Source organism: Micromonospora sp. NPDC085948, from assembly GCF_040686315.1.
Lineage (GTDB): Bacteria > Actinomycetota > Actinomycetes > Mycobacteriales > Micromonosporaceae > Micromonospora.
The window spans coordinates 155781-178513 of sequence record NZ_JBFBJW010000002.1 but is presented as its reverse complement, the minus strand read 5'-3'; the positions used below and the strand labels follow the sequence as shown (position 1 = coordinate 178513).

Annotated in this window: 22 protein-coding genes; 10 read left to right on the top strand and 12 right to left on the bottom strand. The window is 71.9% G+C overall.

Going from position 1 to position 22733, the window contains the following annotated elements; translation table 11 throughout:
* Positions 1-85 precede the first annotated feature (85 nt).
* Entirely contained in the window at positions 86-658 is a 573-nt protein-coding gene (locus AB0O48_RS06570; protein WP_357252824.1) for a TetR family transcriptional regulator, read from the bottom strand.
* Between the two features lie 119 nt (positions 659-777).
* Here AB0O48_RS06570 and AB0O48_RS06565 point away from each other — a divergent pair, with 119 nt between their 5' ends.
* The 3 genes from AB0O48_RS06565 (at position 778) to AB0O48_RS06555 (ending at position 4165) form a co-directional block, all read left to right on the top strand.
* On the top strand, positions 778-1689 hold the full coding sequence (locus AB0O48_RS06565) for an SDR family oxidoreductase (RefSeq protein WP_357252827.1): 912 nt from the start codon (positions 778-780) through the stop codon (positions 1687-1689).
* A 65-nt stretch (positions 1690-1754) separates the two neighbouring features.
* A complete protein-coding gene (locus AB0O48_RS06560) occupies positions 1755-2981 on the top strand; it encodes an SAM-dependent methyltransferase (RefSeq protein ID WP_365063629.1) in 1227 nt (408 codons plus the stop codon).
* A complete protein-coding gene (locus tag AB0O48_RS06555; RefSeq protein ID WP_357252834.1) occupies positions 2978-4165 on the top strand; it encodes an NADH-quinone oxidoreductase subunit D in 1188 nt (395 codons plus the stop codon). Before AB0O48_RS06560 ends, AB0O48_RS06555 begins: the two co-directional genes overlap by 4 nt.
* Before the next feature lie 18 nt (positions 4166-4183).
* On the opposite strand, the gene AB0O48_RS06550 is transcribed toward AB0O48_RS06555, so the two are convergent.
* From AB0O48_RS06550 to AB0O48_RS06535, 4 genes are all read right to left on the bottom strand, one after another.
* Positions 4184-6073 (bottom strand): hypothetical protein, encoded by a 1890-nt coding sequence (locus AB0O48_RS06550; protein WP_365063625.1) that lies wholly within the window; start codon positions 6071-6073, stop codon positions 4184-4186.
* A gap of 108 nt (positions 6074-6181) precedes the next feature.
* Positions 6182-7186 (bottom strand): glycine betaine ABC transporter substrate-binding protein, encoded by a 1005-nt coding sequence (locus AB0O48_RS06545; RefSeq protein WP_357252840.1) that lies wholly within the window; start codon positions 7184-7186, stop codon positions 6182-6184.
* A 201-nt stretch (positions 7187-7387) separates the two neighbouring features.
* Positions 7388-8128: an ABC transporter permease gene (locus tag AB0O48_RS06540; RefSeq protein WP_365063621.1), complete on the bottom strand. Its 741-nt coding sequence runs from the start codon at positions 8126-8128 to the stop codon at positions 7388-7390.
* On the bottom strand, positions 8125-8811 hold the full coding sequence (locus tag AB0O48_RS06535) for an ABC transporter permease (RefSeq protein ID WP_365063618.1): 687 nt from the start codon (positions 8809-8811) through the stop codon (positions 8125-8127). Before AB0O48_RS06535 ends, AB0O48_RS06540 begins: the two co-directional genes overlap by 4 nt.
* A 2-nt stretch (positions 8812-8813) precedes the next feature.
* Between AB0O48_RS06535 and AB0O48_RS06530 the strand changes: the two genes are divergently transcribed.
* Positions 8814-9818 carry an ATP-binding cassette domain-containing protein gene (locus AB0O48_RS06530; RefSeq protein WP_357252848.1) on the top strand — a complete coding sequence of 335 codons (1005 nt, stop codon included), beginning with the start codon at positions 8814-8816 and terminating at the stop codon, positions 9816-9818.
* A 94-nt stretch (positions 9819-9912) separates the two neighbouring features.
* Here AB0O48_RS06530 and AB0O48_RS06525 read toward each other — a convergent pair whose 3' ends face one another.
* The 7 genes from AB0O48_RS06525 to folP all read right to left on the bottom strand — a co-directional run bounded on the left by AB0O48_RS06525 (position 9913) and on the right by folP (position 14508).
* Positions 9913-10416 (bottom strand): hypothetical protein, encoded by a 504-nt coding sequence (locus AB0O48_RS06525; protein WP_357252851.1) that lies wholly within the window; start codon positions 10414-10416, stop codon positions 9913-9915.
* Between the two features lie 53 nt (positions 10417-10469).
* On the bottom strand, positions 10470-10778 hold the full coding sequence (locus AB0O48_RS06520) for a hypothetical protein (RefSeq protein ID WP_357252855.1): 309 nt from the start codon (positions 10776-10778) through the stop codon (positions 10470-10472).
* A 53-nt stretch (positions 10779-10831) separates the two neighbouring features.
* Positions 10832-12064 (bottom strand): ABC transporter permease, encoded by a 1233-nt coding sequence (locus AB0O48_RS06515; protein ID WP_357252858.1) that lies wholly within the window; start codon positions 12062-12064, stop codon positions 10832-10834.
* Positions 12065-12184: 120 nt separating this feature from the next.
* The gene (locus AB0O48_RS06510) at positions 12185-12724 is read right to left on the bottom strand and encodes a DUF3180 domain-containing protein (protein ID WP_357252861.1); all 540 of its coding nucleotides are present in this window, start codon (positions 12722-12724) and stop codon (positions 12185-12187) included.
* 19 nt (positions 12725-12743) lie between these two features.
* The gene (folK, locus tag AB0O48_RS06505) at positions 12744-13271 is read right to left on the bottom strand and encodes a 2-amino-4-hydroxy-6-hydroxymethyldihydropteridine diphosphokinase (protein WP_365063611.1); all 528 of its coding nucleotides are present in this window, start codon (positions 13269-13271) and stop codon (positions 12744-12746) included.
* Positions 13268-13636, bottom strand: a complete 369-nt coding sequence (gene folB / locus AB0O48_RS06500; RefSeq protein ID WP_357252866.1) for a dihydroneopterin aldolase — start codon at positions 13634-13636, stop codon at positions 13268-13270. Before folB ends, folK begins: the two co-directional genes overlap by 4 nt.
* Entirely contained in the window at positions 13633-14508 is an 876-nt protein-coding gene (gene folP, locus AB0O48_RS06495) for a dihydropteroate synthase (protein WP_357252869.1), read from the bottom strand. Before folP ends, folB begins: the two co-directional genes overlap by 4 nt.
* 355 nt (positions 14509-14863) lie before the next feature.
* Here folP and AB0O48_RS06490 point away from each other — a divergent pair, with 355 nt between their 5' ends.
* The 6 genes from AB0O48_RS06490 (at position 14864) to AB0O48_RS06465 (ending at position 22729) form a co-directional block, all read left to right on the top strand.
* The gene (locus tag AB0O48_RS06490; protein WP_074315118.1) at positions 14864-15178 is read left to right on the top strand and encodes a hypothetical protein; all 315 of its coding nucleotides are present in this window, start codon (positions 14864-14866) and stop codon (positions 15176-15178) included.
* 12 nt (positions 15179-15190) lie between these two features.
* Positions 15191-15553, top strand: a complete 363-nt coding sequence (locus AB0O48_RS06485; protein ID WP_357252872.1) for a hypothetical protein — start codon at positions 15191-15193, stop codon at positions 15551-15553.
* Between the two features lie 70 nt (positions 15554-15623).
* Entirely contained in the window at positions 15624-19055 is a 3432-nt protein-coding gene (locus AB0O48_RS06480) for an ATP-binding protein (RefSeq protein ID WP_357252874.1), read from the top strand.
* Between the two features lies 1 nt (position 19056).
* Positions 19057-21003 (top strand): MFS transporter, encoded by a 1947-nt coding sequence (locus tag AB0O48_RS06475; RefSeq protein ID WP_365063603.1) that lies wholly within the window; start codon positions 19057-19059, stop codon positions 21001-21003.
* Entirely contained in the window at positions 21000-21557 is a 558-nt protein-coding gene (locus tag AB0O48_RS06470) for a hypothetical protein (protein ID WP_365063600.1), read from the top strand. Before AB0O48_RS06475 ends, AB0O48_RS06470 begins: the two co-directional genes overlap by 4 nt.
* Positions 21554-22729 (top strand): M23 family metallopeptidase, encoded by a 1176-nt coding sequence (locus AB0O48_RS06465; protein ID WP_365063598.1) that lies wholly within the window; start codon positions 21554-21556, stop codon positions 22727-22729. The genes AB0O48_RS06470 and AB0O48_RS06465 overlap by 4 nt, the downstream gene beginning before the upstream one ends.
* Positions 22730-22733: the final 4 nt, after the last annotated feature.

The following is a 22733-nucleotide window of genomic DNA, read 5'->3' as shown; positions in this document are numbered from 1 at the left end:
TACCGGTCGATCGCAAGTATGCGCCCGGCCTGCCGAACCAGGACAAGCATGTGTGAAAACGTTCACCACTGACGGAAGGCCTCCGTCAACGCCGCCCTGGGGCGGACGTGACGGCACGCAGTTCGGTGGCCACCTCGGTGATCAGGTCGGCGAGCGAGGCGTCGCTGTCGGGCGCGACCCAGCGCGCGTACGCGACGCGGAAGACCGTGACACCGGACTCGGTGGCCAGGGTGGCCGTGCTCTCGTCGAGGCCCTTGGCGCGCAGGGCGACGGTGACCGCAGCTACCAGTGCGCCTGTCTTGCGCAGCTCGCGCTCCTGCAGCTCGGGGCTGCTCTGAATGATGGATTGACGCATCCGGACCCGTTCAAGGCGGTCGGCGAAGATTTCTTCCGCTGCCCGGCGGAAGGCGGCGACGACCGCCTCGAAGGGGGCAGCGTCCGTCTCGACCACCGCTTTGACCAGGATCTCCTCCAGCTGCCCGCTGCCGCTGAAGAGCGCCTCGCGCTTGTCGCCGAAGAGCCGGTAGAAGGTCCGCTTGTCGACGCCGGCTCGGGTGGCGATGTCGGCGACGGTGGTCTCCTCGAAGCCGCGCTCACGGAACAGCTCGAAGGCGGCCGCCTCCAGGCGGCCGCGCGCGTCCGGTTGCCAGCGGGCCATCCGGCCATGGTATCTGATGTCACACTGCGACATTCTTTCGTCTGAGCCATGTCATCTTGCGACATCACGAGATACGGTCATGTCGCAAGGTGACATCACTCTCCCACGAAGGAACTGCCATGCGCGTATTCGTCACAGGTGCCTCCGGCCATCTCGGCTCCGCGGTCGTACCGGCACTGCTCTCCGCCCGACACGACGTTGTCGGCCTGGCCCGCTCCGACACGTCCGCCGCCGCGATCGAGAAGCTCGGCGCCGAGGCGCGCCGCGGCGACCTCTCCGACCTCGACCTGCTCCGTGCGGAAGCGGCCGCCTCCGACGGGGTGATCCACCTGGCGTTCCGCCACGACCTGATGCTGACCGGCGACATGGCCGGCGCGGCCGAGGTCGACCTGGACGCGCTCAGGGCGCTCGCCGACGGTTTGGACGGCTCCGGCAAACCGCTGATCGGCACCAGCGGGACGGCGATGCTCGCGCTGGGCGGCGTCGTCGGCCGCCCCGGCACCGAACGCGACGCCTTCCCGAGCGGCGGCTACCGGATCGACGCGGAGAACTTCGTCGCCGGCCTCGCCTCCCGCGGTGTGCGCGGTGCCGTCGTCCGGCTCGCGCCCACCGTGCACAGCCCGCTCGACCAGTACGGCTTCATCACCGTTCTCATCGCTGCCGCACGCCGGAACGGGTACGCCGCCTACGTCGGCGACGGCGCCAACCGGTGGCCGGCCGTGCACACGCTCGACGCGGCCGAGCTCTACCGGCTCGCCCTCGTCAGGGCCCCGGCCGGTACGCGCCTGCACGCAGCAGCCGACGAAGGTGTTCCCTTCCAGCAGATCGCCGCTGCCATCGGCCGAAACCTCGACATCCCGGTCCGGAGCATCAGCGCCGACGAGGCGAACGACTACTTCGGCTTCCTCGGGTCGTTCGCGCAGATGGACAACCCGACGTCATCCGCGATCACGCGCGAGCTACTGGGCTGGGTCCCCACCCACCCCGGCCTGATCGCCGACCTGGACGAGGGGCACTACTTCCAGGCCTGAACCACGGACGGCGGCCCGGACCGTAGGGTCGGCACGGTGACCCACGCTCAACTCGGAGTGAACTGATGTCGACCCTCTGGCGGGACGCCATGAGCCGGGCCCTCTACGGGCCGGGCGGCTTCTTCGTCACCGGCACCGGGCCGGCCGACCACTTCCGCACCAGCGTGCACGCCTCCCCAGCCTTCGCCAACGCCGTGCTGCGCCTGATCTCGGAGGTGGACACCGCACTCGACCATCCGCCACGGCTCGACGTGGTCGATGTCGGGGCTGGGCGTGGGGAGCTTCTGCACAGCCTGCTCAGGCTCGTCGCAGCGGAACCGGCCGTCGGGGTTGCGGTGGGGGTTTCCGCCCGTCCGCTGGGAGAGGAGCCGTCGTCCGGCACGGTCCGTCCGTCGCTCGCGGAGCGGGTGCGCTTCAGAGCAGTCGAGTACGCCGACCGCCCGAAGAACCTGCCCGAAGAGATCAACTGGACAGCCGAGATCCCGACCAAGATCAACGGAGTGCTACTGGCCACCGAGTGGCTGGACAACGTCCCCCTGGACGTGGCAGTCAACACCGAAGACGGCTGGCGGTACGTGCTGGTCGACCCCGAGAACGGCACCGAAACGGTTGGTGACCCACTCAGCCCCGCTGATCTTGACTGGCTGACGAAGTGGTGGCCCAGCCCCACGAGCCCGCCCAGCACGGACAGCGAACCGGATCGGGGGGTGACCTCAACGGGCGCGACAAGCGAGAGCGAGTCGGGTTCCGGGGCAGCCCGGCCGGCGCAGGGATCAAGCCTGACCGCCCGGAGCCGGCCGGGCTGCCCCGAAACCCCCCACAGCAACCACCCACGAGCCGAAATCGGCCGAAGCAGAGATGAGGCGTGGGCCAACGCGGTGCAGAAGATCGAGCGGGGAATAGCAGTCGCCGTCGACTACGGACACCTGCGGGACAGCAGGCCGGTGAACGGGACCCTGACGGGTTACCGGGCTGGACGGCAGGTGCCTCCGGTGCCGGACGGGTCGAGTGACGTCACCGCCCACGTCGCCATGGACTCGGTCGCCTCCGCCGGCGCGGCGGTCGCCCGGTGTGCGTACTCCCTGGTCTCGCAGCGGGAGGCGCTGCGGGCGCTCGGGGCCGACGGCGGCCGACCGCCGATCGGCCTGGCCGGCACCGACCCGGCGGGGTACGTGCGGGCGTTGGCCGCCGCGTCGGCGGTGGCCGAGCTGACCGACCCGGCCGGGCTCGGCGGGCACCTGTGGCTGCGCCAACCGGTCGGCATCCCGCTCGGCCCGGCCGTGGCACGATGACGGGCATGACCACCGACGCCGGGGACCTCCGTGAACTGACCGTCGGCACCGGGGCCGGCCTGATCGCCGGCACCGGTGATCAGCAGCTCGGCACCGACATGGTGCTGAACATCGGCCCGCAGCACCCCAGCACACACGGCGTGCTGCGACTCAAGCTGGTGCTCGACGGTGAGCGGGTGGTCTCCTGCGAACCGATCATCGGCTACATGCACCGGGGCGCGGAGAAGCTCTTCGAGGTACGCGACTACCGGCAGATCATCGTGCTGGCGAACAGGCACGACTGGCTCTCGGCGTTCTCCAACGAGCTGGGTGTGGTGCTCGCGGTGGAACGCCTGATGGGCATGGAGGTGCCGGAGCGGGCCACCTGGCTGCGGATGGCCCTCGCGGAGTTGAACCGGGTGCTCAACCACCTGATGTTCCTCGGTTCGTACCCGTTGGAGATCGGGGCGATCACGCCGATCTTCTACGCCTTCCGGGAACGGGAGACCATCCAGGCGGTGATGGAGGAGGTCTCCGGCGGCCGGATCCACTACATGTTCAACCGGGTGGGCGGCCTCAAGGAGGAGGTGCCCTACGGGTGGACCGGGCGGGCCCGCGCGGCGATCGGCGAGGTACGCCGGCGGCTGCCCGACCTGGACCACCTGATCCGGCGCAACGAGATTTTCCTGGCCCGCACCGTGGGCGTGGGCGTGCTCTCCGCCGCCGACGCCGCCGCGTTCGGGGCGTCCGGGCCGGTGGCCCGAGCCTCCGGGCTCGACCTGGACCTGCGCCGCGACGACCCGTACCTGGCCTACGACGAGCTGGACGTGCCGGTGGTCACCAAGACCGCCGGCGACTGCCACGCCCGCTTCGAGGTGCTGCTGGACCAGGTGTACGCGTCGCTGGACCTCGCCGAGCAGTGCCTGGACCGGGTGGACCAGCTCACCGGGCCGATCAACACCCGGCTGCCGAAGGTGCTCAAGGCGCCGGAGGGGCACACGTACGCCTGGACGGAGAACCCGCTCGGCATCAACGGCTACTACCTGGTGTCGCGGGGTGAGAAGACGCCGTGGCGGTTGAAGTTGCGCACCGCGTCCTACGCGAACGTGCAGGCGCTGGCCACTCTGCTGCCCGGCTGCCTGGTACCGGACCTGATCGCGATCCTCGGCTCGATGTTCTTCGTGGTCGGCGACATCGACAAGTGAGCCGGGTCGCCTGAGCGTTCAGCGCCAGCGGTCGCCGGGTGGCGCGCCACCGGCACGCGGCGCGTCGTCCTGCGGCGGGTAGCCGTAGCGCTCGTCGACTCGCCGCCGGCCGGTCCGCTCCGGCGCGGGTTCGGCCTGGTGACCGCGCTGGCGCGGCGGGCGCCACTCGTCCGGCACGGGAACGCCGCCCACCGGCAGCGCCGGCCGGTCCGCCGGCTCGGCCCGGTGGTACGACTCGCGCTCCTCGCTCCGACGCGGCGCCCCGTAGCGGCGCGGCTCGTCCTGCTGACGCGGCTGCTCCGGGCGGCGCGGCTCGTCGTAGCGACGCGGCTGCTCCGGGCGGCGCGACTCCTCCGGGTGGCGCGGCTGCTCGGGGCGGCGCGGCTGCTCGTGCTGCCGGGGTTCCTCGTGGCGGACCTCGGCCCAGCGGTCGGCCACCCGGTACTCGGTGCCGGTGGCGTCGGCGCGCACCTCGGCCCGGCGTTCACCGACCCGAAGCTCGCGGCCGTTCTCGTCGTCGCGGACGGCGGCCCACCGGTCACCGGCCCGCAGCTGTGACCAGTACTCGCCCGTGTCGTCGGCCCGCAGCGGCGGCCCGGGCTCAGGTGCGGCCGCAGCCGCCCGATCGCGCTGGTCCGACCAGCCGCGATCGTCCGGGTTGTCCCAGGAGTCCGAGGTCGGCCCCTCCGGCGCGTGGTGCGCCCTGGCGGCCGGGCCGGGCTCGTCGGGCTGGGCGTACCTGTCGCGCGGATCGGTCCACTCCGGCTCGTCGCGGTGACCCGCCCAGCCCGGCTCGTTGCCGTCGGGACCGTGCCGGTCGGCGCGTCGACCCGACGCCTCCCGCGCGCCACTCCACTCGGGCTCCCCACCGGTCGGGCGCTGCGCCCCCCACGCGCGGTCGTCGCCGGGGCGGGCACGGTCGTCGTCGGGGCGTCGGTCGTCGTCGTACCGGCCTCGGGGGCGCTCCGCCGCCTCGCCCCTCGGTCGGCCGCCCGCGCGGGCCTGCTCGTCCGCTCCACCGCCCCGGGTCCACGCCTGCGCCGGTGGGGTCCACCGGCCCGGGTACTCGCCGTCGTAGCGCCCGGCCGGCTCGGCCGGCCCGCCATCCACCACCGTGTGCCTTGTGGTGACGTGCACGGTCTCGGTGTGCCGGACCACGCCGACCGGCCGGTGCGCCGGCTCGGGGCGGTCGTGCTCCCGGGGACGGGCCGACCCGTGCCCGGGGTCGGCTGGGCGCGCTGCGCCGTACGTCCTCGCGGCTGCGCGTGGCTCCGCGGCCTCCCGTGGGTAGGCGGGCTCGTCGTCGTCCGGGCGCCCGGGACGGCTCCACCGGGACGCGTCGTCCGCTCCGGACACCCGGGCCCGGCCCGGCGGTGCGTCACCCGGTGCCTGGACGCGGCTACGGGCCACCGCCGCGTTGTCCACCGGCGGCTCGACACTCGGCACCCGCGCCCGGCCGGGGCCTGGCGGCTCCGCGACGGGGGCGGCGGCGGCACCGACGGGGGCAGCGGCACCGACGGGGGCGGCGCCGGCGAGAGCGGCACCGCTGGCGTCCAGCCGGCGACGGATCGTGGCGATCCCCTCCTGCGCCCGGTGCGCCTGGTCGAGCGCCTGGCTACCGCGCTGCGTGGCGGCGGCGATCTCGGTCCGCAGCTCCCGGCGAAGCTCCTCGATCTCATCCAGCAGTTCGTCGGCTCGCGCGCCCTCACCGTCGGGCCGCAGCGCGATGGAGAGGCCGATCAGCACCACCGCGACGATGGCGAGCACGGCGGCGAAGCGCAGCGGGCCGTTACCGTCGGCGACCAGCAGGATCAGCGCCGCCACCGGCGCGAGAGCGACGCCCGCCCAGAAGAGCACGGTCAGCAGCGATGGTCGACGCCGGGCGTCGGAGGTGGCCGGGGCTGGCATGGATGTGCAGCCTACCGACGAGCCCCATCGGAGGGAACGGGGTCCCGGTACGCGCGGACGCCCCCGCCCGGTCAAGGCGGGGGCGTCCTCAGCACGCCCGGCGAGGGCTCAGCTGGTGGCGAACGCGCCGTCCGAGGAGAAGATCAGGCCCACGCTGATCGTGCCGTCCCGCAGACCGCTCTTGGTGAGCGGTCCACCCTGGTCCAGGGAGGAGAACGAGCCGACCTTCAGCCCGTACGTCTTCTCCAGACCCGGCTTGCAGAAGGCCCGCTGTTCGCACTCCGGCGGGCCACCCAGCACGGTCGCACTGCCGGAGCACTTGGCGGCGAACTCGGACAGGGTCCGCACGCCGTACTTGTCGGCGAACTCCTGGGTGACGGCGAAGGCGTTCTGGTCCTGGGCGGCGGCCGGGGTGCCGAAGGTGATGCCCACCTTGTCGCCCTCGGCCTTGAGCGCGGTCACCGTGGTGTTGATGTCGGGCGAGGAGATCGGCGGCGGAGTGCCGCCCTTGGCCTTGGTGTTGAGGAACTCGGCCATGGTCGCCGCGTACTCCGGGACGACCTGGATCTCACCCTTTTCCAGTGCCGGCTCGTACAGCTCGCGGTTGCCGATCTGCTGCACCTTGACCTGGTAGCCGGCGGCCGTGAGCGCGATCCGGTACAGCTCACCCAGGATCTGACTCTCGGCGAAGTTGGCGGCCCCCACCACGATGTCGCCGCCCGGCCCCTTGGCGATGCCTGCGGTGACGTTGTTGGCGCTGGCGAACTCCTCGGCCGCCACCTTGGCGGTCTTGCGGTCCTCGTTGACCGCCTTGTTGAGCTGGACCAGCTTCGGGGTGTCGAGTACGGCGGAGACCTTGTCCAGTGCGGCGATCAGCTGCGGGTTGGCCGCCTTGCTGTTGACCGCCGGGATGACGTTGTCGGAGTTCTGGAGCTTCTTGTCATCCTGCAGAGCGATGAGCTGCTTGCCGGCGACCGGAGCGCATCCGGCGCCGGAGGCGCTCGACTGGGGTGCGTCCGTGCCGGACGAGCCGGCGTCACCGCAGCCGGTGAGAAGAGCTGCCCCGGCGACGGCGCCGATCGCGCCGATCGCCAGACGTGTACGTGCGCGCATGTGCCCGCCTTCCGTGTCCCGGCGCGGCCCGTCCCGGGCCGGCCGCGTGTCCGACGGGCGATCCTGACTGTCGGTCGCCCGCGAATGTCCACCCAACATGCTCCGCAACCGACCGACAACCTGGGATGGACTTCGTCACCTCATCGTCACCGATCCGACCAGCTTCGGTGGCCGACCTGACGCGGGGCTCACCCGGACGGGTCAGGCGCGCCCGGTGGCGTCCGCGGCTCGGGGCCGACCCAGCCGCTGTCGTCCGCGGCGCAACGGACGGGGGGTGACCAGGCGTTCGACACCGCCGAGGAGCACCTCGGCCAGCAGCGCGAGCCCGGCCACCAGCACACCGCCGGCGACGATCTGGCCGCCGCCGGCGGCGATGCCGATGCCGAAGCCGGTCCGGATGATCTGGCCGAGGCCGCCGCCGTCGACGAACGAGGCGAGCGCGGCGGTCGCGATCACCTGGACCGCGGCGGTCCGGAAGCCGGCGGCCAGGTAGGGCACCGCGAGCGGCAACTCGACGCGGCGCAGCAACTGCCCGCCGGACAGGCCCATCCCCCGGGCCGCGTCGCGGGCCTCCGGGTCCACCTGCCGCACCCCGGTGTACGCGTTGGCCAGCAACGGCGGCACGGCGAAGACGGCGAGCGCCACCACCACCGGCGTCTGCCCGAACCCGATGTCGAGGGCCACCGGCAGGATGGTGAGCAGCGCCAGGGTGGGGATGGCCAGGGTGGCGTTGGACACCAGCACCACCAGGCCACCGCCCCGGCCGAGGTGCCCCAGCCAGAGCCCCAGCGGCCAGGCCACCAGGCAGCCGAGGGCCACCGCCAGGGCCGAGATCGTCAGGTGCTCACCGAGCCGGTCCAGCATGCCGCCGGGGTTGGTCCAGTTGAGTGGGTCGTTGATCCAGGTGATCGCCTGGCCGATCGGATTTGCCGCGACGGTCACCGTGCCCCCCGGGCGGACCAGGGGGTCACCAGCCGGGCGACCAGGACGAGCAGGAGGTCGAGCACGAGCGCGAGCGCTACGCAGAGCAGCGCGGCGGTCATGATCTCGGCCTTGTAGAGGTTGTTCTGGAAGCCCGCGAAGATCAACTGACCGAGGCCGCCATGCCCGACGAGCACGCCGACTGTGACCAACGCCACCGTCGAGACGGTCGCCAGCCGTACGCCGGTCACGATGCCCGGGAGCGCCAGCGGCAGGTCGATCCGGAACAGTCGGCCCCAGCGGCCGTACCCCATCCCCTCGGCGGCCTCACCGACCTCCGGGGGCACCTGGTTGAGGCCGGCCACCACGTTGCGCACGATCAGCAGCAGCGCGTAGAGCACCAGCCCGACCAGTACGGTGGTGGTCCCGGTGCCCAGGTACGGCGCGACGAACGCGAAGAGCGCCAACGACGGGATGGTGTAGACGATCCCGCTGACGGCCAGAATCGGACCGGCGAGCGGCCGGAACCAGTACGCCAACACGGACAACGGCAGCGCGATCAACACCGCGAGCAGCACCGCCCGCCCGGTGAGGGAGGCGTGTTCGCGCACGGCGGCGAGGATCGTGTCAGAGTTGTCCCGCACGTACTGCCAGGAGAACCAGGGGTTACCCGGGTCGGCCCGGTAGCTCAGGCGGAAGGACATACGTGGACGTTACCCCGAAGGCTGCCGACGCGGCCCGATCCCCTCGCGCGGCGTCGATCTCCCTACAGGGCATCCAGAAGCGCTACCCGAACGGCACCGAGGCCGTCCGGGAGCTCAGCCTGGACGTCCGGGCCGGCGAGCTGGTGGTGCTGATCGGCCCGTCCGGCTGCGGCAAGTCGACGGTACTGCGCATGATCAACCGCCTGATCGAGCCGACCGCCGGCCGGATCACGCTCGGCGACGAGGACGTCACCGACGTCGACCCGGTCCGGCTGCGCCGCCGCATCGGTTACGTGATCCAGAACGTCGGCCTCTTTCCACACCAGACGGTCCGCGCCAACGTGGCCACCGTGCCGGGCCTGCTCCGGTGGCCCAAGCGCCAGACCCGGGACCGGGTCGACGAGTTGCTCGACCTGGTCGGCCTGGACCCGGCCCAGTTCGGTGGCCGCTACCCGCACGAGCTCTCCGGTGGCCAGCGGCAACGGGTCGGGGTGGCCCGCGCGCTCGCCGCCGACCCGGTGGTGCTGCTGATGGACGAACCGTTCTCGGCCGTCGACCCGATCGTCCGTACCCGCCTGCAGGAGGAGTTCCTGCGCCTTCAGGCCGAGGTCCGCAAGACGACGGTCCTCGTCACCCACGACCTCGACGAGGCGGTCCGGCTCGGCGACCGGATCGCGGTGCTCTCCGAGGGCGGGCACCTGGAGCAGTACGACACACCGGCCGCCCTGCTCGGCGCACCCGCCACGCCGTTCGTCCGCGAGTTCGTCGGAGCCGACCGGGGCATCCGCCGGCTGGCGGTGACCCCGCTCGACCGGGAGTCGCTGGAGCCCGTACCCGGTGACGCCGCCGCGGACCTGCCCACGGTGGCACTGGACGGCACCGCCTACGACGCGCTGGCGGTGCTGCTCACCTCGGGACGGGACCAGCTCGTGGTGACCGACGCCGGCCGCCCGGTGGGTGCGCTCAGCCGACACCGCCTGCTCGACCTGGGCCGACCGGCGAAGTGACCGGACGGCGACCGGGCTGCCGCCGTCGGCGGCCCGGTCCCGGCCGCCCCAAACGACCGCGTCGGGCCAGGTCAGGCGCGACCGCGGGGCCAGGTCAGGCGCGACCGCCGAGGCTGGCGGTGCCGATGATCCATCCGGTGAGGAAGCCGTAGCCGGCGCCGGTGCTGGCGTCCTGTAGGGCACCCAGCAGCGACGGATCCGGGCTGAGCAGGGCCGCCAGCACGGCGGCGAGCCCACCGGCGAGCACGTAGGCGGCCCAGCCGGAGAGGAACTGGCTGACCGAGCCGGGCACCCGGGCCACCTGAGCGGCGGGCAACAGGTAGAGCAGGGCGACCGCGAGGACCACCAGCAGCACGGCCCGCAGGTCGGCGGCGAAAAGGCCCCCGGCCTGCCCGTCCGCGTCGAGCCGCCAGGCCGGCCACGCGAGCAGGCGCAGATAGAAGGCGCCGGCCGACTCCGGGTCGGTCTGGGTTGCGGCCCAACGGGTGTACGCCGGACTGCCACAGATCCCGACCAGCAACAACACGGCGAGCGCGCCGGTGCCGGCGGCCGTGCCGTAGCGGCTGACCGGACCGGAGCGGTGGAAGATCGACGCCATCCGCCCAGGTCCCGAACCGGTCGTTCGAGCGGACCTGGGCTGCCCCGAGCGGTTCAGTGCTTCATCAGGTAGTCGATGAACGCGGCCCGCAGCAGCGGCGCGGACTCCTCGTAACCGTGACCGGTCAGCTCCCGCCACAGCGCGTTGGCCTCGTCGATGGTCGGGCCGATCGAGTTCGGTGCACCGTCCAGCACCGTGGCCTCGTCCGCGTTCGGCAGGCGCCGCAGCACCGACCAGTAGAACTTGACGTCGCGACGCTCCCGGGCCAGGGCGAACGCCCGCTCCCGCAACTCCTCGGTGGACAGCGCGTCAAGCTCGGCGAACGAGGTTCCGCCGGGGGTGGCGGCAGGTGTGTCGGTCATGTCGCCGAGCCTAACGGTCGAGATCAGCTCCGGCTCGGCGGACGCCACAGTGATCACCGCTCGTCGGCGTCCCACCGAGGCGGGCTGTCCTCCCAGCGCGGATCCCGCCACGGGTCGACCGGTTGCGGCGCGGCCGGCGTCGGCAGCGTCGGCGGCCAGTTGTCCACCGACTGTGACTGCGGCATGGTCCAACCCGTGCTGATCGTGCCGTCGGTGACCGGTTCGGGTGGTTCGGTGTTGCCCGGTCGGGGCCGACCGAACGTCTCGACCAGCCGGGTGACCAGCAACCCGACGCCGAGAGCGGCGCCACCCACCGCCCAGGTGCTCAGCGTCCAACCACGCTCCGGCGCGTACGCCTGGAAGACGGTGACCAGGCTGACCGCCAGCAGGGTGCCGAACACACCGCCGCGCCGCCCGTACGCGCTGGTGCCGGCGAGCAGGGCCACCCCGATCGCCAGGACCGTCCAGTCCAGCCCCGAGGTGGGTGCGACCGACCTGGGCTCCGCGACCGGCCCGGAATGGTTGGCGGCGACCAGGACACCGGCGAGGGCGGCCAGCACGGTGGAGCAGACCAGCGCGACCGCGGTGACCACGGCAGCCACCGCGCCCCGCCGTCGAGCCGGGTCGGCGATCGGCCGGTACCTGCCGACCAGCCGGCGGATCGCCCGGATCGCGCCGAACAACCCGCCGAGGGCGGCCACCGCCGCGAAGCCGGCGAACAGGTATCCGGCGCTGCGCCCCGGGTCGTAGTCGCCCTGCACCAGCACGGGCGCGGAACGGCGTTCGATGAACACCACCACCCCGGCGGCGCCGGCCAGGCTGGCAGCCCAGCCCGGCACGTGCAGCACCACCACGGCCAGCGCCAGCGCGAGCCCGCCCAGCGCGGCGACCGCCACGGCCGGGCCGACCGACGCGGGCAGGCCCCGATCACCCTGCTCGGCGTAGTGCAGGGCGGTGGCGACCGCGACCGGCCCGATGGCCAGGTTCGGTGCCGCCGTCCGCAGGCTCAGCCCGGCGGCCAGGACGAGCAGCCCCAACCCGACGGCATCGACGAGCAGCGTGCGCAGGTTGTCGGCGCGCAGGGCGGTCTGGTCCTCCTGCCAGAGCAGCCAGCCCACCGCCGCCACCGCGGCCAGCAGCACAAGCTCCCAGCCCACCTGAACGCCGATCCGATCCCGGCCGGGCTCACCGTGGGTGGGGTCGTCGAAGACGTTCTCCAGAACGGCGGCCGGCACCCCGGACGAGGGCTCGGCCGAGCGGTCCCGGCCCGCTTCTTCGTAACCCATCACGCCGCCTCCCAGTGGCCGGCCGTCCCCCGGTCCGGCGCGCGGACGGGACCCTGGGCGGCCCTTGCTCTCCGATCGCAGGCACCGTACCCGCGCTCGGAGCCGGGCGTAACCCCCTGCTCAGCGCTGGCCGGGGCGACTCTCCCGTGGGTCCTGCTCGTGTTCGTCGTCCGGGCGTTCCGGCACCCGGCAGGAGCGCTCGAGCCACAGCGCGGCGCCGACCAGAGCCAGCGAGGCGAGCAGACCCCCGCCCGCGGCCGGTCGGTCGTCCAGGGCCGCGCGGGTGGTCTCCAGGAACAGCCAACCGGTGAGCCCCGCGTAGAAGCCGGCGAAGATGGCCCCGGCCAACGCCGACGCCTTGGCCAGCACGACGAGGCGGGCGACCAGCAGTGGATCGACCGCGTCCCGGCCGGGCTTGCGTTCGATCCGGCCCCGGGTGTTGATCGCGGCGTACCCCTCGAGCACGGCGAGCCCGGCCAGCGTCACCACCGGCAGCCAGGGCAACCGGGGAACGCCGCTGTAGTAGAGGCTGCTGATCAGCAGCCAGGCCACCGCCGCCGCGGCCAGCGCGGCCACGACCAGTGTCGAAATCCGGGTGGGACCCATTCGGGACCGGTCCGGGTCGGACCCGCCCGGTGGTGGGGACTTCGCCTGGGTCATGCCGGCCGGCTCCGCTCGGTCATGCCGTCGACTCTAACGCCAACTCCGGCCGGGGACGCAGTTCCAGCGCGTCGTCCGCCGCGGGCCCGGTGGTGAGCAGGTCGGTCAACCAGCCGTGGCCGGGCAGCCGACCGTACGGCTGGATGTCGATCCACGGCCGCAACACGAAGGCCCGCAGGTGCGCCCGGGGGTGCGGCAGGGTCAGCTCCTCCTCGTCGCTGAACACCGGCTCGTCGTCGTCGCCCCAGACCGCGATCACGTCCACGTCGAGGGTGCGCGGCCCGAACCGCCGCCGCGGGTCACGGACCCGGCCGGCCGCCCGCTCCGCGTCGCGAGCCCGCTCCAGCCAGTCGCGGGGGGTCGCGCTCGCGTCCTGGGCGAGCAACACCGCATTGAGGTACGCGGGCTGGTCGGTGTCGCCCCACGGTGGAGTCTCGTACACCCCGGAGAGCACGAGGACGGCGTCGCCGAACGTGGCGACGGCGGTGCGCAGGTGCTCCAGGCGGTCGCCCAGGTTGCTGCCGAGCGACAGTACGGCCCTGGTCATCGGTCCCGCGTCCGGGTCATGGTGACGGCCACGTCGGTGAAGGTGTGCGGCACCGGAGCCTCCGGTTTGTGGACGGTGATGGTGGCGGTGCGCACCCGCTCGTCGGTCAGGCAGACCGTGAGGAGTCGATCGGCGAGGGTCTCGATCAGGTTCACGGGCTCGCCGGTCACCACCGCGACCAGGCGTTCGGCCAACTCGCCGTAGTGGACGGTGTCGGTGACGTCGTCGCTGGCGGCGGCTGGGCCGAGGTCCAGCTCCAGGACGGCGTCGACAACGAAGTCCTGCCCCTGTTCACGTTCGAAGTCGTACACCCCGTGCCGGCCGTGTGCCCGCAGGCCGGTCAGGTGGATCCGGTCCGTCGTCATCGCCGTACCTCCTGCCTGTTGTCGTGGTGCGCGCCGGCCAGGCGCGGTCTGCCGGTCGCGACCCAGACGGCCAGGGCGTCGACCGTGGCCCGCACGTCGTGCACGCGAACGCCCCAGGCGCCCGCGGCGACCGCCAGCAGGCTGGTCGCCACCGTGGCCGCTTCCCGCTCGGCGGTCGGTCGTGGGGTGCCGTCCGAGGCGGCGAGCAACCTGCCGAGGTACGACTTGCGGCTGGCACCGAAGAGCAGCGGACAGCCGAGATCCAGCAGCTCCGGCAGACGGGCGCTGAGTTCCCAGTTGTGCGCGGCCGTCTTGGCGAAGCCGAGCCCGGGATCGACGATGAGGCGGTCGGCGGCCACCCCGGCGGCCAGCGCCGCGTCGATCCGTTGGGCCAGCTCGGCCCGGACGTCGGCCACGACGTCGCCGTAGCTGGCCAGTTCGCGCATCGCGCGGGAGTGGCCACGCCAGTGCATCAACACCCAGGGGCAGCGCGCGTCGCGAACCACGCGGGCCATGTCCGGGTCGGCCAGCCCGCCGGAGACGTCGTTGACCACCGCCGCCCCGGCCGACAGGGCGGCCTCCGCCACCCGGGCGCGACTGGTGTCGATGCTGACGGCCACGCCCGCGGCCGTCAGTTCGCGGATGACCGGCAACACCCGGGCGGCCTCGGTGGCGGCATCGATCCGTTCAGCGCCCGGCCGGGTCGACTCGCCGCCGATGTCGATCAGGTCCGCACCGGCGTCGCGCAGACGGACGCCGTGTCCGACGGCCGAGTCGAGGTCGGCGTACCGTCCGCCGTCGGAGAAGGAGTCCGGCGTGACGTTGAGGACGCCCATCACCACGGGGCCCGAGGCCCGCACCAGATCGGTCACGACTAGACGGTACCGGGCGCGGTAGCGGCGCCAACCGACCCGGGTCAGCTCAACCGACCACCCCTGACGTGCTCGTTAGAACAGGTGTACGATCGGTCATCCGGGCAGTATCAGGCCGTCCCTTCGCGGCTTGTCGCAATCCGGGGCGGGCCGTACGCTTTGGAATTGGCCAGCATCGAGATGGCGAAGCTTGGAGGGAGGGCCGAAGCGGGGAAAATCCGCCCAAACCTCGCCACCCTCCGTGGTGAGTAACGAACGCAGGGTCAAGAACGCCATGCCCTGCGAGGCAGATTTCCCGTCCGGCTTGCCTATCGCACCGCCGCGGCACCGCCGGCCGCGCTATGGGGAGGTTCCAGTGATCGCCTTCGAGCTCATGGAGACGGCGTCGTCCGGCGTCGCCCACGCGCTCTCCACCCTGGCGTCGACTCCGCTCGCGGAGCCGGCACCGAAGGGGATCGACACGAACAGTGTGGTCACCTTCTTCGCCAGCAAGATCGCGCCGATCCTGCTCGCCGTCCTGGGCGTCATCTTCATCGGCCGAGCCAGCCGAGGCGAGATCTCCAAGGTGCTGACCAGCTCCGCGATCGCAATCGTCGGGCTCGCCTTCATCGCGGGCGCGGCAACACTCTTCTTCGTCGGCGATTACCTGATCGACCTGATCTTCGAATAGGCGCGTTACCAGATGCGGCTGCGCACCGACGACGACATCTACCGGGCCCGCCTGGTCTACCTCGGGCCGCCCGGTTACACCCTTCCGGTCCACCTGCCCTACGCCCAGTACGGGCTCTTCATGCTGCTGGTCCCCCTCTACATGTTCATCCACTGGCTGTTCACGTTCACGGTCGAGCTCTTTCCGGCCTGGGAGATCGCGCTCGCCATCGTGACCACGTCGTTCATCTTCCGGCACGTCGACCCCGATCGGCCGGCGCGGGTGGTCATCCGCACCGCGCTGACCGACTGGCGACGCACCCGGGAGCCGGCGATCGAGCAGCGCGACCCGCGCCTGGTCGGCAGCCGGATCAGGATCCGGGAGGAGCTGGCATGACCGGGCGTACGTCGATCGGTTCGTTCCACGACGCGGGTGGGAGCCTGCTGCCCTTCCCGAAGGCGGTCGCATGAGTCGCTCGTCCACGCCGGGCTCTCCGGCCGGCCACCCGGCCGTGCCGGCCGGTCACCGTGCGCAATCATTCGACTACGCCGAAGACGAGGACGAGGTAGCGCTCGATCCTGCGCTGGTGACGTCGCCCGGTCACGGTGCGGTGGGCGTGTTCCAGGCGCCCCGGCCGATCCCCCGCCGGACGCCACCCGCCGAGCCGAGCGCGGTGTCGGCGGGCGAGAACGCCGACATCGACTCCCCCTTCCTGGACCTCTTCGGTGGGGCACGGCCCGGTGCCGCGCGAGCCGTTTCGGCCGGTCCGAGCACCCAGGAGCAGCAGGCGATCCCACCGAAGGCGCCGCCGCAGGTCGGCGCGGCGCCGGCCCGTCCGGTTCCCGAGCTGGAACCACCATGGACGCCCGACGACCAGGCCCACGGCGGCCCCCGGCCCATCGAGCCACGCCACGGCGGTGGCCACCCGGCCAGCGAGTCCCGGGTGCCGCACCAGGCCGGCGATCGGCTGCCGATGCTCCGCCCATCGGGTGAGCCCAACCGGACTCCCACCACACCACCGGCAGGCACCGGTCCCGTCAGCGGACCCACAGGCACCACGCCGGGACGCCGTCCGACGGCCACCCCGCAGCGTCGCCCAGCGACGCCGGCAGGCCGACCGGCAGCTCCGACGGCCCCGGTCGAACAGCCGGCCAACAGCGGCCCCACGGAACGGCCGGCGCTGGAGCGCGCGCCGCATCGCGCCGCCGACCCTGATCATCGGCCCGAGGACACGGGCACCGAGCCGACCGGCCGGGAGATCGCCCCGTCCCGACAGCGTGCCGCGAGCCGACCGGACCGACCGACCAAACCGACCCGGGTCCGCGCCCCGAAGATCAAATTCGGCGATCGGGACCCGTCGGTCGAGCTGGCCATCACCGAGATCGCCGGTCACCTGACCTTCACCCCCAACACCGTGACCGCCTGGTACTGGCTGCCCGAGGTCCGCTGGGCATTCCGGCCGGACGCCGAACGCGAAGCGCTGTTGTCAGCCATCTCCGAGCAGTACGCCGGCCTGGCGGGCTTCCGGCTGCACCTGCGCCGCACCACCCGGCCGTTCCCCGCCGACGAGTGGGCGCGCACCATCGACGCACACACCCCCGCGCCGCTCGCCGACGTGGCCGGCACCACCGGTTGGGCCGATCACCTGGTCGCCGCCCAGCGGCACCTGATGGCCGTCAACCACGCCGAGGGGCAGACCTATCTGGGCGTCACCTTCGCCCGCCGCTCCCTCGGCGACTCGCTCACCGAGCGGGTGCTGCGCACCTTCGGCCGGGGCACCGCGGAGGGCGAACGCCGCAAGCTGGGCCGCACCGTGGAGCAGTTCGACGAGGTGCTCGGCGCGTTCGGCATGCGCGGCCGGCGGGTCACCGCCCAGGAGTTGGAGTGGCTGCTCTACCGCTCGGTGGCGCTGTGCATGTCCCCGCCCGGCACCCTCTCCCCGGTCACCGACGGGCGCTGGGAACGCGGAGACCTGCTCGCCCTCACCGAACAGGTGGAGCGCTACCGCACCCCGTACGGCTCGACGGTGAAACTCGTCAACCGGATGACCGGCGAGGAACGACACGTCGCCGTACTCGCCGTCGGCCGGATGGAGCCACTGGAGATCCCCGAGCGGCACGAGCCCTGGCTGCACTTCCACGAGCGGCTGCCGTGGCCGATGGAGATCTCCACCCGCGTCGACATCCTCGGCTCCGGTGACTCCTTCCGCAATCTCGAACACCGGCTGCGGATGATCCGCTCGCAGCAGCTCGACTACGCCGAGCACGGCATCGACGCACCCCCGGAGCTGGAGCGACTGGCCAAGCGCGCGCTGGTGATCGGCGACGAGATGACCACCGGCCTGCCGGTCGACTCGGCCCGCGCGCACGGCTGGCACCGGATCGCCGTCGGCGGCCGGACCAGGGAGGAATGCCTGGAACGCGCCCGCCGGCTCATCCAGCTCTACTCCCGCGAGCTGCGCATCTCCCTGCAACACCCGAAGAACCAGGACTGGCTGGCCCGCGAGTTCATCCCCGGCGAGCCGATCGCCAACACCGGCTACGTCCGCCGCATGCCGGTGCCGCTGCTCGCCGCCGCGCTCCCCCAGGCCGCCTCGAACGTGGGCGACCGGCGGGGCGACCTGATCGGGCGGACCGCCGGCACCTGCCGCCGGCCGGTCTTCCTCGACCTGCACTTCCCCATGGAGGTCCGGGAACGCTCCGGGCTGGCGGTCTTCGTCGCCGAACCGGGCGGTGGCAAGTCGACACTGCTCGGCGCGCTGGGCTACCTGGCCGCGCGCCGAGGTGTCCAGGTGACCCTGCTCGACCCGTCCGGGCCGCTGGCCCGCCTCTGCGCGATGCCCGAGCTGCGCCCGTACTCCCGGGTGTTGAACCTGACCGGCTCGGAGCACGGCACCCTGGCGCCCTACTCACTCATTCCCACCCCACTGCGCAGCGAGTTCGCTGCCGGCGCGGCTGGCGACCGGGAGTTCGAGATCGCGGTCTCCAACGCCCGCGCCGAGCGACGGATGCTCGTCCAGGACATCTGCATGATGCTCGTTCCGCCGCAGGTGGCCCGGGAGGCGTCGACCGCCACCCTGTTCCGGCACGCGGTCCGGCAGGTCCCCGCCGAGGAGACGTCCACCCTGGACGACGTGGTGAGCTGCCTCGGCCGTCTGGACGACGACGCCGGCAAGGAGCTGGCCAACCTCCTGCTGGACACCGCCGAGATGCCGCTGGCGATGCTCTTCTTCGGCCGGCCACCGGAAGGGCTGCTCGGTGCCGACGCCGCACTCACCGTGATCACCATGGCCGGGCTGCGGTTGCCCGACCTCAAGATCGAACGGGAGTACTGGTCCGCCGAGGAGGCGCTGGCCCTGCCGATGCTGCACACCGCCCACCGGCTCGCCGTCCGCCGCTGCTACGGCGGGTCGATGTCGTCGCGCAAGCTCGTCGGCCTCGACGAGGCGCACTTCATGGAGGGTTGGCGGTCCGGGCGTTCGTTCCTGGTCCGGCTCGCCCGGGACTCCCGCAAGTGGAACCTCGCAGCCCTGGTCGCCTCGCAGAACCCGCGCGACATCCTCGGCCTCGACGTGCAGAACCTGGTCTCCACCGTCTTCGTCGGCCGGATCGCCGAAGACGCCGAGATCGCCTCCGAAGCGCTGCGCCTACTACGGGTGCCGGTCAACGACGGGTACGAAGCCACCCTCGCCTCGCTCTCCGCCGCCGACACCAGCTCGTCCACCCGGCTCGGCTTCCGCGAGTTCGTCATGCGCGACGTCGACGGCCGCGTGCAGAAGGTCCGCGTCGACGTCTCCTACGTCGAAGGACTGCTGGACCACCTCGACACGACGCCCGCCGCGATCGCCGCGGCGGCCGGCGTGCTACCGAGCATCTCCCTGCCGGATCTGGAGGCGTGACATGGCGAGGGCCTGGGCAAGGATCGCGTCGTTCCTGCTCGCCCTCGGCGTACTGGCCGGGGCCACCGTCACCTGGCCGCTGATCGGCGCGGAGGCCGCGGCCGCACCACCCGCCGCTCAGGCCCGCGCCGACCTCTGCACGACCAAGGAGTGGCAGGCCGACTTCCGCGCCTGCGTGGGGAAGTTGCAGGCGGTCAGCGAGGACGAGGTCAAGTGCCGTAACGCGCCGACCCCGGGCACGCCAGATTCCGGGCTTGCCGGCTGGTTCGCCGCCGCGCCACCGACAGATGCTGCGAGCGGAGTAGCTGGTCGTTACAGCCTCTACGGATATGCGGGCTACAGCTACAACACCTACGACATCGACGGTGGCTGCGCATCGAGCGTGCTACACCCGGACTACAAGTTCACCACAACGATCGCAAACGGCGAGTTCATGGCCGCGACGGCCATCATCGGCGCGTCGAACGCGCTCAGAGAGCGCGCCTGGGATCCCGGCTCGATGTGGGGTTGGGCTGACCCGCTGGTGGAGCAAGCGACGAAGGCCGTGTACGAGAAGGTATTCAGTGTCTTCGGGATCGTCACCCTGTGCGTAGTAGGGCTTTACCTTCTATGGCGGTCCCGCCAGTCGGACATGAGCAATGCGATGACGACCGCCGGGTGGGCTTTGCTGGTGATGGTCGCGGTCACGGCGTTGGCCGCGTGGCCAGTCAAGTCAGCCAATATCGCCGACGGCGCTCTTGTCACGAGCCTCGGAGTGGTGCACGACGCAGTCGGCCCACAGGCAAGGGAACCCGACCCAGGAAGGTGCATCGATCCCGATCGCTGCAAAGATCTTAGGACCCCTGCCGTCCGAGCCAGCGACACCGCGACTGAGAGCATGCTCTATCGAAACTGGGTGCGAGGGATACTCGGTTCGGCCGACAGTGAAACCGCTCGAAAATATGGACCGGCACTGTATGACGCCAAAGCGCTGTCATGGGACGAGGTCGAGAAGCTGCGTGCCAACCCGGCCACCCGCGAACCGACTATTAAGGCCAAACAGCAGCAGTGGGCGCGAGTGGCCGAGCAAATCAAGTCCGAGGACCCGGAGGCTTACGAATACCTCCAGGGAGTGCGGGACATGGACCGGGTCGGCGCCGGATTCATTGCCGTGCTGGCCTCAGTGCTCTTCGCCATGTTCGATCTGACCGCATCGCTGCTGGTCCTGCTGGGCTTCCTGATCTTCCGGTGGGCGGTGATCGCAGCACCGATCCTCGGGACGGTCGGCCTACTCCGGCCGGCCAGCGCCGGGCTGCGGCGATTGGCGAACGCCGTGGTTGCCGCGCTCTTCAACATCGCGATCTTCGGTACCGGGGCCGCCATCTACCTGTTTGCTGTCGATCTGATCATGAGCACGCCCACCCTGCCCGGTTGGCTTCAGGTGGTGCTGGTCTGGCTCTGCGGGGTGGTCGGCTGGCTGTTGCTGCGCCCGTACCGGCGGATCACTCAGCTCGGCGGCAAGGACAGCAGCGAGGCGGTCAGCTCGGCCGGCTCCTGGCACCGTCGGTTCTTCCGGGACATGCGGGTCGCTGCCCGGCTCGATGTGGTGGAGCCCGGCGGCACGGCGGAGCCGGTGGGTGGACGTCGCCGGTCACCGGTCGCTGAGCAGACCCGGTTGCGCCCGGAGGCGCGCAGGGAGGACCCGGTACCGACGCCGACCGCTCCGGCCGGGCCCGAACGCACCGGCGTCACGAGACCGGACGGTCAGGAACGCGCCGATGAGGCCACGAGGGAGGAGACCGGTGGCCAGGGCCGTAAGGTCCCGCCCCAGCCTCGTCGGCGGCAGCCGGCGACCTGGACCGAACCCGACGTGCCAGCCGAGAACCCGTCGTTCGTGGTCTACCGACCGGGCTCCTCTGAGCGCGCGCCGGACCGTACCGGACCTCGGGTGCGCTCCGAGGCACGGTGACGGCGATGCGACGGGCCCTGGAGTTCCTCTTCAGCCGGGCGCTGCGGTCCCGACTGGGGGTGGCGCTAGTGATTGCGGTGCTCGTCTTCGGCGTGATCGGGGCCGCCCGCCTGGTCTCCGGCCCGCCCGGTCCGGCGGACGGACTGAGCAACCGGCCAGACCGCCCGATCACCACCGTGGACCCGACGGCCGGTGACGATGGCGTGATGTCCACCGAGGCTCCGCCGTCACCGGTCACTCCCGCAGGTGCCCGCACACCGGAGCAGACCGCCGACCGGTTCGCCAAGGCTTGGATTGGCCAGCCCGGGATTGCCGCCGATCAGTGGCAGGCCGGCCTGCGTCCGTTGTCGACGGCGGCGTTGACCGAGAAGCTGTCCGGCGCCGACCCCGGCGGGGTTCCGGCCGAGGAGGTCACCGGGCCACCGGAGGTGCGCGCACGCACCCAGACCTTCGTCGAGGTGCTGCTACCCCTGGACACTGGTCGGCTTCGACTGGAGTTGGTCGTCGCCGACGACGGCTGGCTGGTCGACGTGCTGGATTGGGAACGGCAATGACCGCCAGCGGTGACACGCCTCCGCTGCGCCGACGCCTGCGGATCGGGGTGATCACCACGGTCGTCACCGGAATGCTGCTCCTGCTCTGTTGCACCGGCGGCACGGCCGCGTTCTTCCTCAGCGGGCTCGGTGGCGACGCGGAGAACGGGGACACTTTGGCCGGTTGGGGCTGCGGCCCGATCCGTCCGGTGAACATCGCCGGTGACTTGCCGAGGTTCACCGAGTACGGCGACGCACAGGTGCGCAACGCTGCGATCATCATCAAGGTCGGCCAGGATCTGGGCGTGCCCTCGCGAGGCTGGGTGATCGCCCTGGCCACCGCGATGCAGGAGTCCGCCCTGCGTAACCTGGCGAACAGCGGCGTCCCCGAGTCTCTGGCGCTGCCACACGAGGGAGTCGGGGCCGACCACGACTCGCTTGGCCTTTTTCAACAACGGCCTGGCTGGGGGTCGGTCGCCGAGCGGATGACACCCGCGTACACCGCTCGGAAGTTCTACGAGAAGCTCGTCAAGGTACGGAGTTGGCAACGCCGGCCACTGACCGTGGTGGCGCAGCAGGTGCAGATCAGCGCCTATCCGGACGCGTACGCCAAGCACGAGGAGTTGGCCAGCAAACTCGTTGATGCCCTTGCCGGCGGGGCGGCCCGCACCGTCCAGATCAACGGCAAGGCCGTGTGCAACGCCGCCGAGCATGGCGAGATTGCCGCTTCCGGCTGGACCGCCCCGATCCCCGGCGATGTCGGTTCCGGATTTCGGACCGCCGACCGCCCCAGCCACAACGGGGTCGACATTGGGGCGGCCAAGGGCACCGAGATCCGAGCCGCGGCCGCCGGGCGGGTTCTGGTGGCCCGTTGCGACCCGGACAACCAGGGACGACGTAGCTGCGACGTGGACGGGTACCCCGGCAAGGGTGGCTGCGGGTGGTTCGTCGACCTGCTGCACGCTGGCGGCAACATCACCCGGTACTGCCACATGGTGGTCCGCCCCCTGGTCACACCGGACCAAATCGTGCCAGCCGGCGAGGTCATCGGGCAGGTCGGCAGCAGTGGAAACTCGTCGGGGCCACACCTGCATTTCGAGGTGCACCTGCGCGGTGACCGGTCCAGCCGCGGTGCGATCGATCCGATCCCGTTCATGCGCGAGCGGGGTGCCCCGCTGCGCGCTGCCGAGTGAGGCC